This window comes from Planctomycetia bacterium (assembly GCA_015075745.1).
Classification (GTDB): domain Bacteria; phylum Planctomycetota; class Phycisphaerae; order UBA1845; family UTPLA1; genus UTPLA1.
In genome coordinates this window covers 1,106,623-1,120,706 of sequence record JABTTW010000001.1, presented here as the reverse complement: position 1 = coordinate 1,120,706, position 14,084 = coordinate 1,106,623, and the positions used below count along the sequence as shown (strand labels likewise).

Here is a 14,084-nt window from a genome sequence, read left to right as displayed (position 1 = left end):
GATGTCTTTATCATCTTATATTTTATGGGGTTGCGGGTCAATCCCCCGAGGTACCCCGGAGGTGCCGCTCTTGCATCGTAAAAGTTTCCGGAACAACCACTTACCTCGGAAAAAAAGCAACAGGATCCCGCTCCGGCCCATCACGATTGAGGCTTTGACAATTCGGCATCTTAGAGCTATTCTTGATACAGAAGTCAAGAATAGCCGATTGGGAGTCGGCATTGCCTAAATCGTGCCGTCGCTCGACCCCATCAAATCGAGCGACCGGCCGCCAGCGATCGAGGTAACCCATGACCAGGCCGCCCGCGTCCGCCGGACTCATTCTTCCAGACATGATGCTGCCGGACGTGCTGCGCCGTCATCCGGGCGTAAGAGTCGTTTTTGACAAGTACGGATTGCGAGGATGTGGCGGCCCGCATGGACCGGCCGAGTCAGTCGCGTACTTCGCCAGGGCGCATGGCGTCCCGGAAGTACAACTCATCGACGAGTTAAACGACGCCGCGGCCCATCCATCGACAGCTCCACAAGCGCCGGCGCCCGACCTGCTCGCCGAGTTGGCCAACACCATCTACCGCAGGTTCTTCAAGGCGGGGATGGTCGTCGTGCTGACCGCGGGCGCCGTTTGGGGCGCCGTGCTTCTTCTGCGAATCGGCTGGAACCAGGCATTCACGAGCATTTCGATCCACGACATCAACGCCCACGGTCATGCACAGATCTTCGGCTGGGTCGGCTTGTTCGTGATGGGGTTCGCCTATCAGGCATTTCCGCGAATCAAGCATACCAACTTGTGGAGGCCCGATCTTGCGAACATGAGTTTCTATCTGATGGTGTTCGGCGTATTTGCCCGGGCGATCGGGGAACCGTTGTTTGCCCGCCCGATGTTTCGGGAGTTGGCCGTTGCGGCAAGCTTCGCCGAAATCGCCGCGATCGGCATCTTTGTCACGGTGCTGCTCCAGACATTCAGGCTCAGCGGCAAGCCCTACGAGCGGCACGATGCTTTCGTGGTCGCGTCACTTGGCTTTTTCTTCATCCAGGCCGTCTATGATCTGGGCCTCCTTTACGCCACGACATCCGCGATCGACCGGACCGAGCTGCTTCGCATCATTTCGACGTATCAGGCGCCGCTGCGAGACCTGCAAATCCACGGATTTGCCATGCTGATGATCCTCGGGGTCGGGATTCGCATGTTCCCCGCGCTGTTTGGGATGGCTTCTCCCGGTCGAAAGCTGGTGACCCGGTCCCTCGTTTTACTCGTGACGGCGATCATCGCCGAGGCCGGGATCTTCATCGTGATGCGTCGCACCGGCGACTACCGCTGGGCCGTGCCGCTCTATGCCGCAATGACAATCCTCGCGGGGACCAGCATCGTCCTCACCCTGCGCTGGGGGCTCCTGGCGCGTCCAACGGAGCGGGACCGCAGCACGAAGTTTGTTCGCTGCGCCGTCGCATGGCTGCACACTTCGATGATCATGCTGGTGCTGGCGCCGCTCTATTTGCGAGTCATCCTTCCTGCCGCCGGGGCGCTTTCCGTGAGCGGACAAGAGTCTCTGCAGATCGGCTTCTCTCATGCCTACTACGGGGCCGTGCGACATGCCATCACCGTCGGATTCATCAGTCTCATGATTATGGGCATGGCCGCGAAGGTCGTGCCCACGCTCAATGGCGTTGACATCCGGCGACTGCGGCCGCTATGGCTGCCCTTCATTCTGGTCAATACGGGCTGTGCCATGCGCGTGACCTTCCAGATCGCCACCGACTTCGCCGAGTGGGCCTATCCCATCGCCGGCGTCAGCGGACTCTTCGAGGTAGCCGGCATCGCTGTCTGGGGAGTCTCGCTCTGGCGGATCATGAATGGATGGAATCCGGCCGCGGAACCCGTGGAGCGGCCGACCGCGATTACCGCGGATGACAAGATCGGACTCGTCATCGAGTGGTTCCCGGCTACGCTTCCTGTACTGCTCGCAAAGGGCTTCGCGCCCCTGGCCAACCCGATCATGCGACGGACGATGGCCCGGGCGATCTCAGTCCGAACAGCCGCCGCTCATCAACAGCTCAACCTTGAGCAGTTACTCGCGGAACTCAATGACGCCGCGTTTGGCCGGCAAGATGAGGCTCGCGAGCCCGAGCCGATGAACGTCTCACTCAAGGTACTGAACCATGTCTGACGCCATGACAGAACAGTCCTTCGACGACTTGGCGGATCGCTACGACCTGCTGGTGAACTGGCCCAGGCGGCTGGCTCGCGAGGCGCCGTTCTTCAAGGAATTATTCGCCCGGCATAAGGTGCAAACGGTCGCTGACGTCGCCTGCGGCACCGGCCACCATGCGGCCATGTTTCATTCCTGGGGGCTGTCGGTCGAGGGGTCCGACATCAGCCCCGCCATGATTGAGCATTGCCGCCGGCTGCATGGCGAACCTGAAGGGCTTCGCTGGGCTCAACGCGCCTTTAGCGAGTTGACAGTTTCTCCCGAACGATTTGATGCGGTCATCTGCCTGGGGAATTCACTGGCGCTTGCGGGCGGCGTGGCGGATGCTGCTTCGGCCGTGTCGGCGATGATCTCCCTGTGTCGCCCCGGCGGCATCGTCGTCGTTTCGCTCCTGAACCAAAGCGCGATCGAAGACAACTCCATCCTTTGGCAGAATGTGAAGCGGTGCCGGTTCGAAGGCCGCGAGCTGTTGATCGTCAAGGCGTTGCAAAGGCTTGGCGAGCGAGCCGCGGTGGATGTGCTGGAAATCGACCTGGAACACGAACCGGTCACGTGGCGCAGCCGCCGATGGACGATGTCCAGGCTTGAGAGAAGCGACCTTGAACGTGTCTTTCAATCCGTCGATGGAGTCGTGGAGGGCGTTTTCGGTTCTTACGCAAGGGATGACTTCATCCCGGCCACCAGCGGTGACCTCATCATCGTATGGCACAACGCGCGCCCCAGCACGACGCCGGCAAATCGGGAGCCCGGGAAATGATCGGTTGACGAATTTATGATAAGCGGATAAAGATATCGCCCATGTTATCCACGACCGCACAATATGCGCTTCGCGCCTTCGTCTATATCGCCGCGCAGGACGGAAAAACTCCGGTGCTGGCGAAGGAAATCGCCGCGCATACCGGAGTGCCCTCCCAATACTTGTCGCGGATCCTGAACACCGCCGTCCGGGCAGGCCTCCTCGATTCATCCCGCGGCGTCGGCGGCGGTTTTCGCCTGACGAAGCCGCGCAACAAGATCAAGCTCCTTGACATTCTGTCCCCCTACGATGACGTGCTGGACCGGTCCCGTTGTCCCTTCGGCCAGCCTCGTTGCAATGACGACCGCCCCTGCGGCTTTCACGAATACTGGAAGCCGATCTCAATGGCCTATCACCAGATGCTCGAGGAAACAACCCTCGCCGAAATCGGCCAGGAGGGCCTGAGCGGACGGCCGCATCGGAGAAAATAATCTCTCTTTTTTCCAGATTGCATTGTTGACATGACGATCAAGAAATAGATAATATCTGCCTCAGAGACTTGCGGAGGATTCGCATCATGGCTTCATCCAGGTCAAACAAGTACTGGCTTCCCACCATCTGGCTGCTGGGCATCGTTATCACGCTCGTCAGTTGTGCACTTCAGGCGGGAAACGCTGAACTGCCCAATGACTCATCTGGGAAGGCCTTCAAGGGCGAATCCCTGCCCAACGGGGCCCCGCAGGCGTTCGTCGTAAAAGACCATGCGTCTTATGAGCCGCCATCGACGCCGCCCCAATCAGCCTCGGGCCAAGGGGAACCCGACTCAGTTGCGGCGAACGCGTCACAGCCACCCACTTTGCTCGAACGAGGACGACAACTCTTCGCCACGCAGTGCGCGATTTGCCATGGCGAGGCGGGCGACGGCGCCGGCAAGTTTGCTTATTTGATGAACCCGCGGCCGCGAAACCTGAAGTCAGGAAAGTTCAAGCTGGCCACGACTGAGAACCAGATACCCTCGGACGAAGACCTCATGCGAACCATCTCGCGGGGAATGCCCGGCTCCGCGATGCCGCCCTGGGGCCATCTCCCGATTTCCGACCTGCAAGCCCTCGTGGCCCATGTTCGGCAGATTCACGCCGACGCCGTCCGGGCGCAATTAAAGACTGAAGCGGACAGCGGCCAAATCGACCCTTCCGAGATAGATGCTCTCTTGGCCGATCGCATATCGCCCGGCGCATCCATCGTGGTGCCGCCGGAACCCAGGGTGGATGATCTGCGATGGTTCAACGGTCGACGGGTTTATTTGGAGGCCTGCGCTTCCTGTCACGGACCGGATGGCCACCCACTACCCGAGGCCGTCAAGTTCGACGACGAAGGCTATCCCGACCCGCCGCGGTCATTCGTGAACGGCATCTTTAAGGGAGGCATGGACGGACCGGCTCTCTACTGCCGCATCATGAAAGGCATGCGCGGCACACCGATGCCGGCCTACGAGGGAAACTATTCCAGTGACGATACCTGGGATCTGATTCATTTTGTGCAGTCGCTCGCCCGATCCGGCTCGCAAGATCGAGCCCAGCTCCGACAAAGCACCATCACCGCGCCCCGCATCATGGGATCTCTCCCCGCCGGCCCGGATGACGCCACATGGGACCAGGCGCGACCGGCCTATGTCGGTCTGACGCCGCTGTGGTGGAGCGATGAGCGCGTGGAGGGACTCGTCGCCCAGGCCATGCACAACGGCGAGGAGCTCGCCATTCGGCTCACCTGGCTGGATGCAGTTCAGGACGATCAAGCCGTGCGTGTTGGGGAGTTTCGCGACGCGATCGCCATCCAGTTCTCCCTCTCCAGCGACCCGCCGTTCTACATGGGAGATGCTTCGCAGCACGGCGGCGTGAATATCTGGATGTGGAAGGCGGATCGGCAAAAGAACATCGACAGCGGCTATCAGGACGTGGACGCCGCGTTTCCCAATCTTGTTGTAGACATGTACGAAGAATGTCCCATCCGGGGGAAAGACATGTCGGATGTGGACTGGGCGCACGGCGAAATCACGCAACACAATCCGCTGTTCATCACGGCCTGGGGCGCGGGCAATCTGGTCGCCGATCCCGAGCTCAAGACCCCCGTGGAATGCCTCGTCGCGCGCGGGCCCGGGACGCTTGCGGGAAAGCCGTCGTCCGCGCAACTCGTTCAAGGCAGCGCCGTTTACAACCGCGGGGTGTGGTCGGTGCAAATGCAGCGCTCGCTGGAGCCCCCGTGCCAGCACGAAAACGACGGAATGGAAGAACGCGTCTTTCGCCCCGGTGACTATCTTCCGATCTCCTTTGCGATCTGGGACGGCAGCGCCGGCGACCGGGATGGAAAGAAGAGCATCAGCATCTGGCAGAAGCTGGTCATTGAATAATTGAAAGCGACACCAACGCGCCCTCAGGCGTAGGAGAGATTGATCATGGCTTTACGGCAGGCACCTGAGACCACGCGACGCGAGTTCCTGGGAACTTCTGTCGTTCTCGCCGCGGGAGCAAGCGGCGTTCTGAGCTGGCCGCTTCAGGCACTCGCGGCCCGACCCGATGTAGGAAACCCGCTCGCCGGATATCCCGCGCGCGATTGGGAAAAAATCTATCGCGATCAGTACGCCTACGACGGCACCTTCAGTTGGGTTTGTTCGCCGAACGATACGCACGCATGCCGCGTCCTCGCCTATACCCGGAATGGCGTTATCACGCGCATGGGCTCCCAATACGACTCCGAGAAGTACGCCGATCTCTACGGCAACAAAGCCACCGCCAATTGGAACCCGCGGCAATGCGCGAAGGGATACACCTTCCATCGGCTGGTCTACGGCCCCTATCGCCTCAAGCACCCGATCATTCGAAAAGGCTGGAAAGAGTGGGCCGACGACGGATTCCCGATGCTGACGCCGGAGAACAAGACGAAATACAAGTTCGACTCGCGCGGCACCGACGTTCACGTCAAGATCGACTGGGACAGCGCGCTGAAATACATCGCCAAGGGATACATCACCATCGGTAAGCGTTACAGCGGCGACGAAGGCGCGAAGCTTCTGCGTGAGCAAGGCTACCCCGAAGAGATGCTTGAGCCGATGGAGGGCGCAGGCACGCGCACCTTCAAGATGCGCGGCGGCATGGGCCTGCTCGGCGTCCTCGGCAAGTATGGGATGTACCGGCTGAACAACAGCATGGCGATGCTCGACGCGGCGATTCGCAATGTCGGGCCGGAGACCGCCAAGGCCGGCCGAAACTGGAGCAACTACACCTGGCACGGCGATCAGACGCCCGGACAACCCTGGGTCCACGGGCTGCAAAACTCGGACTGCGACTTCAACGACCTGCGTTTCAGCAAGCTCATCATCATGGACGGCAAGAACCTGGTGGAGAACAAGCTTCCCGACTCCCACTGGTTCATCGAGTGCATGGAGCGCGGCGGCCGCATCGTTGTCATCGCCCCCGAATACGGGGCCCCCAGTACCAAGGCCGATTATTGGATACCGATCCGGCCGGCCACCGACGCGGCGCTCTGGCTCGGTGTGACTCGGCTCATGATGGACCGCGGCTGGTACGACGAGAAATTCGTCAAGGAATTCACGGACTTCCCGCTGCTGGTCCGAACCGACAATCTGAAGCGGCTGCGAGCGGAAGAGGTCTTCGCCGGCTACAAGAGCACCCTCGCCCCGGATGGACCGAGCATGAAGGTCCAGGGGTTCACTGCCGAACAGCATCAGACCCTCGGCGACCGCGTCATATGGGATACAAAGACGAACAAGCCGGTGGCGCTCACGCGCGATGACGTCGGCGGACGGATGCGATCCCGAAAGATCGAACCGGCCCTTGAGGGCACGTGGACGATCAAGCTGGCCGACGGCAGTGAAGTCGAGGTGATGACGCTCTGGTCCATGTACCAGATTCACCTGAAGGATTACGACCTGGAAAGCGTCGCCGATGTCACCCATTCACCTGCGGAATTGATCGAACGACTTGCCCGCGATATCTGGGACGTCACCAAATCCGGCGGGCCAGTCGCGATTCATCAGGGCGAAGGCATCAATCACTGGTTCCATGCGACCGAGGCCAATCGCGCGGCACTTCTTCCGATTTTGTTGACCGGCAACATCGGCAAGCCGGGCGCAGGTTGTCACGGGTGGGCCGGTAATTACAAGGCGGCCCTCTTCCAGGGCAGCGCCATCACCGGCCCGGGCTTCAAGGGGTGGGTCGCTGAGGATCCGTTCGAGGTGAATCTCGATGAAAAGGCGCCCGGCAAGGCCGTGCATGCTCACAACTACGCGAAAGACGAGGAGCCCGCCTACTGGAATCACGGCGACCGGCCGCTCATCGTGAATACACCGAAGGACGGGCGCAAGGTGTTCACCGGCAAGACACACATGCCGACGCCGACCAAGGCGCTGCAGTTCACGAACGTGAACTTGTTCAACAACGCCAAGCATGCCTACGAGATGTTCAAGAACGTCAACCCGAACATCGAGATGATCATCTCGCAGGACATCGTGATGACAGCTTCGGTGCAGTACGCCGACTTCGGTCTTCCGGCCAATAGTTGGGTCGAGTTCCAGGACTTGGAGGTGACGGCCTCCTGCTCCAACCCGTTCCTTCAGATATGGAAGGGCGGCATCAAGCCGGTCTTTGACTCGCGGGACGACCTCTGGATACTCGCCAACATCTCCAGGGCGATCGGAGAAGAGCTTGGCGGCCAGTGGAAGCAGAAGTTCTACGACTATTTCAAGTTCGAGCATGAGGGGAAGAGGAGCATTTATCTCCAGCGGCTGCTCGACAGCAGCACGACGACGGTCGGGTACAAGCTCGAAGACATCATGGCCGGAAAGTACGGCCCGCCGGGCGCTGCGCTGATGCTCTTTAGGACGTATCCGCGCATTCCCTTCTGGGAGCAGGTGCACAACGACGAGCCGTTTCATACCGACACCGGACGACTTCATGCCTACGCGGACATTCCGGAGGCGATCGAATACGGCGAGAACTTCATCGTTCACCGCGAGGGGACCGAGGCGACGCCCTATCTGCCGAACGTCATCATGTCGAGCAACCCATACATTCGACCGGACGACTACGGCATCGGCCCCGAGGCCGAGCATTGGGACGAACGAACGGTGCGAAACATCAAGCTGCCCTGGAAGCAGATCAAGCTCACGCGGAACTTCCTCTGGGAGAAGGGCTTCAAGTTCTACGCCCTGACGCCCAAGACTCGGCATCGCGTCCACTCATCGTGGAGCAACGTCGATTGGCACAACATCTACGACAGCAGTTTCGGCGATCCGCATCGGATGGATAAACGCTCTCCCTACGTGGGCGATCATCAGATGCACATCAACCCACAAGCGGCAAGGGATATCGGCATCAACAACGGCGATTACGTCTACGTTGATGCCAATCCGGCGGACCGGCCTTACATGGGCGCGAAGCCGAATGATCCATACTACAAGGTCGCGCGGCTGATGCTTCGGGCCGTCTTCAATCCGGCCTATCCCTACAACTGCATCATGATCAAGCACTCGCCTTACATCGCCACCGAGAAGAGCGTCAAGGCGCACGAAACGCGGCCCGATGGCCGGGCGCTGTCGGATGATGGGTACCAGGCCAATCTCCGCTACGGCTCTCAGCAGAGTCTCACCCGCAACTGGCACATGCCCATGCACCAGACCGACAATCTCTTTCACAAGGCCAAAGTCTTCATGGGATTCATCTTCGGCGGCGAGGCCGACAATCACGCCATCAATACCGTTCCGAAGGAAACGCTTGTTCGCGTCACCAAGGCGGAGGACGGCGGCCTCGGCGGCAAGGGCATCTGGCTGCCCGCCACAAACGGAATGTCGCCGGGCGCGGAAAGCGACAAGATGAAGAAATACCTTGCCGGCGGATTTGTGGGTGGCGATGACACCGCGCCGGCAGTCGAGTTCGAGGGATTCTAACAGGTCGAAGTAAGTAGGAACACGCGAGAATTCATCATGCCATACCAGGACCCTGACTCAACCGATCCGATGACGCTGACCGGCGTGGAGCTGGCTGTGGACGATCCCGGTTCAGTACGCGAAATGGCCGAGTGCTTCATCGAGGAATATGTTCGCCTCGGCCACAGCGCCGCGTCCATTGGGGAGATGTTCGAGAGCGGGCAATTCGCCGGCCCGGCGCTGGCCGTCACCCAACTCGGTATGAATGTCATTCGTGAGATGATTCAGCAACAGTTCCTGCTGCGTGGACCGCGTGCAGCAAGACTACAAGTGGATCGTAACCCGGGCGGAGCGGTAAACCTCCCGGTTCTATAGGGCGAGGAGTCCATCATGAGCAACGTATACAATTGGCAACTCGGCCGGTCGATGAGCTACCCCCATCCGCAGGCGTCGCCGAAGCAGCAGTTCGCCTTCGTCATCAACATCAATCGCTGCATCGGATGTCAGACATGCACGATGGCCTGCAAAAGCACCTGGACCTTCTCCAAAGGCCAGGAGCACATGTGGTGGACCAACGTCGAAACAAAGCCGTACGGCGGCTACCCGCAGAATTGGGATGTCAAGATTCTCGACCTGCTCGCCCAGGCGAATCCGGAAAGCGTTCAGTGGATCGGAAGTCCGAACGGCGACACGCGCAAGCCGTACGGTGAGTTGAAAGGCCGGACGATCTTCGAGTGTCCGGATGTCGTCGCCCGTGGAGCCCAGCCTAATCAGGTGCTCGGATACCTGCCAACGGAGGACGAGTGGCGGTCACCCAATATCCACGAAGACACGCCGCCGGGCGGACTGACCCGTCCCATGGACTTCGGCAAGGGCGAGGACGCAACCGGACAGAACAAGCACAAGGCCTGGTTCTTCTATCTCGCTCGGCTGTGCAACCATTGCAGCTATCCGGCGTGCCTCGCAGCCTGCCCTCGCAATTCGATCTACAAGCGACCCGAGGACGGTATCGTCCTCATCGACCAAAAAGAGTGCCGCGGATATCGCAAGTGTGTTGAGGCCTGCCCGTACAAGAAGTCGCTCTACCGCGGAACAACCCGGACCAGCGAGAAGTGCATCGCCTGCTACCCTCGCGTCGAAGGGACCGACCCCGAGTCCGATGGCGTCCCGATGGAAACGCGGTGCATGTCGGCCTGCATCGGACAGGTGCGCATGCAGGGCCTCGTTCAAGTCAACGAGGACAACACCTGGATCGAAGATCGCTACAACCCGCTCTATTACCTTGTGCATGTCGCCAAGGTCGCGCTGCCGCTCTATGCCCAGTTCGGAACTGAGCCCAACGGCTACTACATCCCACCTCGTTGGGTGCCCACCAAGTACCTGGAGCAGATGTTCGGCCCCGGCGTACAGGACGCCGTCGAACGATACCGCGCGCCCGATCGGGAATTGCTTGCCGTTCTGCAGCTCTTCCGGCGATCCAATCGGATTATTCACCGCTACGAAATCAAGGAAGGCCCCAAGGTCTGGGAATCGACCGTAGCCGACAAGAAATTCGAGATGTTCAACGACACGATCATTGCCTTCGACAAGAAGGATCGCGAAATCTTCCGTACACAGGTGGAGGAGCCCATCCATGTCCGATCGGAAATGCACGCCAACACCATCTAGCGTCATCGCGCTTGCGCGGGCGAAGCTGGCCAGATTGATCGCCGCGGGTTTTGCAGAGCCTTGCCGCGAGAACACGGATCGGTTTTGCCATCAGGCCGTTCAGGAGGAGATTCGCGAGGCTGCGCGAAGTCTGGGGCTGGCGACGGCTGGAGTCAGCGCGTTCTTCGAGAGCATGAAGGACGGAATCGTCCTCGAACAGGATTACGGCAGGCTGCTGGGCCATACCGTCCGGTCCGATTGCCCGCCCTATGAACTCGAGTACCGCGGCTCCGAGGTGTTTCAACAGAGTCAGACGCTCGCCGACATGATGGGCTTCTATCGCGCATTCGGGTTCGACGTGACCGGACCCACGATGGAAAGAGGAGACCACGTCGCGACTCAGTGGGAATTCCTCGCCGTGCTCTCAATGATGGAGTGCATCGCGGACAAACCCGAGGAGGCGACCAGATGCGTGGACGCCCAACGGGAATTCCTACGCGAACACGCCGCCTCGTGGATGCCCGCGTTCTTCGGCCGAATCCAACGTGCGGGCCCCGAATCGGCACTGGCGAAACTTTCGGACTTGAGTCATGAATTGTTAAAAGAATGGTGTGCCTGCCTCAATGTTCAGATCGGCCCGGGCTGGCTGGAGCTTCGCGAGATCACTGACGAGGACTCATCCATCACCTGCGGCGCGCCCGGAACCGTGGAACTCGGTCCGCACCTGGCCGCGGCCATGAATCAGAGGGACTGACCATGTATCTGGCCGTGCAACCGAATCTCATCGAGCGGACCGTGTTCGAATGGGCGCGCAAGGACGAGACCGTCCGCTCCCTCTACGAGCGACAGTTCTCCAATTGCTACGAACAGCGCGATCCAACCGAGCGCGATCGGGCATTCGCCGATCTGCACGAGCGCTGGTTTGCCGAAATGGGTCTTCGCAAGCTGATACTCGGAGTGGTTGATGAATTCGCCCATATTCGCAGCGCCGTGAGTCGAGTCATGGTCACCCAGGCGTCGAGCCCCAAGTCGCAGACCGCGGAGCTATTCGGATCGCCGGAAAAATACACGGTCATCATCTCGATTGCCCCGTCGACTCTGCTCGATGGTTCCGCCTTCGAATACTGGGCCCGTCACGAATTCCTGCACATCGACGACATGCTCACGCCCGACTTCGGATACGACGTGGCTCGAAAACCGGCCGGCGCCACCCCGGCCGCGAGAAACCTTGTCCAGGATCGGTACGCTGTTCTCTGGGCCCTCTTCGTCGACGGGCGGCTTGCTCACCGCGGCCAGGCGCCCGCGAGCGTCGAGGCGAAGAGGCGGGCCGAACTGGCGCGTGCTTTCGGAATTCTCACGGACGAATCGACCGATCTCGCGTTCAAAGAACTCTGGCGGCAATCGGAGACGGACTTGCCGAATCATCGCACGCTGCTCGACTGGGCCGAGAATGGGCTTCCGCAGTTGCGCCATGTCGTGACCGAATCTTGTGATGAGTCAGCCCCGACGCCCGGATCCGCGTGTTCTCTCTGCGGATTTCCCACATTCGATTGGGCGATCGGGCACAAGGATGACCAGCCGCTGCATGTGGCCATTCACGAGGATTTTTCCAGTTGGACGGCGGATGAGCCGATCTGCGCGCGATGCTCGGAAATCTATCAAGCCTGCGCCGCCGCGGCCGCGACGCCAGCCCCATCTCAATCATGAGGAAGGAGAAGCGTGGCACACGATGAAGGCCGATGCCTGTTCAAACCATCCCGAGGCGACGATCGGCCCGGCCGTTTCGCTTTCCGTACTCGAAAAGCACCCGATCACCGATACCCACGGCAGGACCATTGATCATCTTCGGCTTTCGGTCACGTCCGCTTGCAACCTGCGCTGTTTGTATTGCCGCCCCGGAGCCTGCCCGCCGTCGTCCCGCGCAAGCCTGACGGATGACCAGCGACTGGACCTCGTCAGTCATCTTTACGCACACCGAGGCCTTCGCCAATTGCGTCTGACCGGCGGTGAGCCGCTCTTGCACGGTTCGATCGTCGATCTCATAGCCCGCATACGTGATGCAGCGCCCGATCTGTCGCTCGCCATGACGACCAACGGCCTGCGCCTCGCCGAGATGGCCCGCGATCTCCGGAACGCGGGTCTCGACCGCCTCAACGTGTCGTTGGATACGATTGATCCGACGCGGTATCGAGCGCTCACCGGTGGCTGCGTCGATCACGTGATCGGCGGACTCTCCGCCGCGCTCGATGCAGGCTTCCCGCCGCCCAGGATCAACACCGTCGTCCTTCGCGGTCACAATGACGACAGCCTTGCCGATCTCGCAGAGTGGGCGATCGATCGTGGGTTTGAGATTCGCTTCCTCGAAGCCATGCCGATCGGCCAGGCGGCCGAGTTCAATCGTTCGCATTTCGTTCCGGAGCAGAGAATCCTCCGACAGATCGAGTCTCGATACCTTCTCAGGCCGCTCCCAAGCGCGAGCGGCGAAACCTCTACAAGATTCGTCGCCTCCAATGCCCGGCATCGCGGCGTAATCGGCATCATCGCGCCGCTCTCGAAACCGTTTTGCGGACAATGCCGGCGAATGCGTGTCACCGCCGACGGACTGCTCTTCCCATGTTTGCTCGATTCGCGACATATCAGTCTCTCACAATGTTGGGAGAGGCAGAGTCTTGACACCCATCTGGCGGACTGCCTGATCGACGCGGCAATCGCCAAAAAGAGCCTCGCCGGATCCCTTGAGCAGCGGACCGGCATGATCAAGCTGGGAGGGTAGAAGTCCCCGTCGCCGATGATTCTCGCGGCCGGTCACACCAAGAGTCGTTGCGGCTCGTCTCCTGCAGCCAGTCATTATGGAGAAAAGGTGATGAGCGCGAGGCGGTTCAATCCTGAGGAGATTGTCAACCGGCTTCGAGAGGCGGATGTGTTGATCGCCCAGAGGCGAACGTCGGCCCATGCCGGCAGGTGGATCGGCGTGACGGAGCAGACTTGCTATCGCCGGCGGAAGGAGCACGGCGGTTTGAAGACCGACCAGGCCAAGCGGCTTAAGGAGTTGAACCGGGAGAATGCCCGGCTCAAGCGACTGGCCCGCCGCGCCGCTCAAGCGATAACGCGCATTTACGGGCAGCTCATTTTGGTGATCAACGCCTCCACGAACAATGAGATGTCATCGAAGTCCAGCCCGTTGATCCCATTCAGATCGGCGCAGTTGCAATCTGCCGGCGGCGGCAGGAGCCCAAGCTGACAATCAATGAAAGTCTGAATGTCTGACCCGTTCAGGACGTCGTCGCCGTTCATGTCGCCGGGGCAAAGACAAAGTACAATCGTGACCGTTGCGCTGCCCAATGTGCCGGTGACATCGGTATTAGGGATAGTTCCATCAAAAACGACTGTGCGACCCTCCGGGGATCCAGCGGTTTCCTCTATGAGGACCTGTGTCGAGGGAGTTTCGGCTAAGGCCCGGAATAAAAAAGTAGTCAGTAATGTCCCCGATGGCGTCGCGGCTACGGATGAGCCGAAGTTGGCTAAGGCGACGTAGTAGCCATCTCCATCCTGC

Annotated in this window: 11 protein-coding genes; all 11 read left to right on the top strand. The window is 60.3% G+C overall.

The window, feature by feature from the left end; all coding sequences use genetic code 11:
* Positions 1-290 precede the first annotated feature (290 nt).
* Positions 291-2,165 carry a DUF1858 domain-containing protein gene (locus HS101_04470; GenBank protein MBE7505524.1) on the top strand — a complete coding sequence of 625 codons (1,875 nt, stop codon included), beginning with the start codon at positions 291-293 and terminating at the stop codon, positions 2,163-2,165.
* Entirely contained in the window at positions 2,158-2,964 is an 807-nt protein-coding gene (locus HS101_04465; GenBank protein MBE7505523.1) for a class I SAM-dependent methyltransferase, read from the top strand. Before HS101_04470 ends, HS101_04465 begins: the two co-directional genes overlap by 8 nt.
* 41 nt (positions 2,965-3,005) lie before the next feature.
* Positions 3,006-3,434 (top strand): Rrf2 family transcriptional regulator, encoded by a 429-nt coding sequence (locus HS101_04460; protein MBE7505522.1) that lies wholly within the window; start codon positions 3,006-3,008, stop codon positions 3,432-3,434.
* Between the two features lie 86 nt (positions 3,435-3,520).
* A complete protein-coding gene (locus HS101_04455) occupies positions 3,521-5,350 on the top strand; it encodes a c-type cytochrome (GenBank protein MBE7505521.1) in 1,830 nt (609 codons plus the stop codon).
* Between the two features lie 45 nt (positions 5,351-5,395).
* A complete protein-coding gene (locus HS101_04450; protein MBE7505520.1) occupies positions 5,396-8,905 on the top strand; it encodes a molybdopterin-dependent oxidoreductase in 3,510 nt (1,169 codons plus the stop codon).
* A 36-nt stretch (positions 8,906-8,941) separates the two neighbouring features.
* Complete coding sequence (locus HS101_04445) at positions 8,942-9,259, top strand: hypothetical protein (GenBank protein ID MBE7505519.1); 318 nt, start codon at positions 8,942-8,944, stop codon at positions 9,257-9,259.
* Between the two features lie 15 nt (positions 9,260-9,274).
* Positions 9,275-10,552, top strand: coding sequence for a nitrate oxidoreductase subunit beta (locus HS101_04440; protein MBE7505518.1), 1,278 nt, complete (start codon positions 9,275-9,277; stop codon positions 10,550-10,552).
* Complete coding sequence (locus HS101_04435; GenBank protein ID MBE7505517.1) at positions 10,518-11,285, top strand: molecular chaperone TorD family protein; 768 nt, start codon at positions 10,518-10,520, stop codon at positions 11,283-11,285. The genes HS101_04440 and HS101_04435 overlap by 35 nt, the downstream gene beginning before the upstream one ends.
* Before the next feature lie 2 nt (positions 11,286-11,287).
* Positions 11,288-12,238 carry a hypothetical protein gene (locus HS101_04430; protein ID MBE7505516.1) on the top strand — a complete coding sequence of 317 codons (951 nt, stop codon included), beginning with the start codon at positions 11,288-11,290 and terminating at the stop codon, positions 12,236-12,238.
* Positions 12,239-12,260: 22 nt separating this feature from the next.
* Positions 12,261-13,304: a GTP 3',8-cyclase MoaA gene (gene moaA, locus HS101_04425; protein ID MBE7505515.1), complete on the top strand. Its 1,044-nt coding sequence runs from the start codon at positions 12,261-12,263 to the stop codon at positions 13,302-13,304.
* 90 nt (positions 13,305-13,394) lie between these two features.
* On the top strand, positions 13,395-13,772 hold the full coding sequence (locus HS101_04420) for a transposase (protein ID MBE7505514.1): 378 nt from the start codon (positions 13,395-13,397) through the stop codon (positions 13,770-13,772).
* Positions 13,773-14,084 lie beyond the last annotated feature (312 nt).

Coding starts and splice junctions, on each gene's coding strand:
- HS101_04470 (MBE7505524.1), top strand. CDS start 291: ATGACCAGGCCGCCCGCGTCCGCCGGACTCATTCTTCCAGACATGATG.
- HS101_04465 (MBE7505523.1), top strand. CDS start 2,158: ATGTCTGACGCCATGACAGAACAGTCCTTCGACGACTTGGCGGATCGC.
- HS101_04460 (MBE7505522.1), top strand. CDS start 3,006: ATGTTATCCACGACCGCACAATATGCGCTTCGCGCCTTCGTCTATATC.
- HS101_04455 (MBE7505521.1), top strand. CDS start 3,521: ATGGCTTCATCCAGGTCAAACAAGTACTGGCTTCCCACCATCTGGCTG.
- HS101_04450 (MBE7505520.1), top strand. CDS start 5,396: ATGGCTTTACGGCAGGCACCTGAGACCACGCGACGCGAGTTCCTGGGA.
- HS101_04445 (MBE7505519.1), top strand. CDS start 8,942: ATGCCATACCAGGACCCTGACTCAACCGATCCGATGACGCTGACCGGC.
- HS101_04440 (MBE7505518.1), top strand. CDS start 9,275: ATGAGCAACGTATACAATTGGCAACTCGGCCGGTCGATGAGCTACCCC.
- HS101_04435 (MBE7505517.1), top strand. CDS start 10,518: ATGTCCGATCGGAAATGCACGCCAACACCATCTAGCGTCATCGCGCTT.
- HS101_04430 (MBE7505516.1), top strand. CDS start 11,288: ATGTATCTGGCCGTGCAACCGAATCTCATCGAGCGGACCGTGTTCGAA.
- moaA (MBE7505515.1), top strand. CDS start 12,261: ATGAAGGCCGATGCCTGTTCAAACCATCCCGAGGCGACGATCGGCCCG.
- HS101_04420 (MBE7505514.1), top strand. CDS start 13,395: ATGAGCGCGAGGCGGTTCAATCCTGAGGAGATTGTCAACCGGCTTCGA.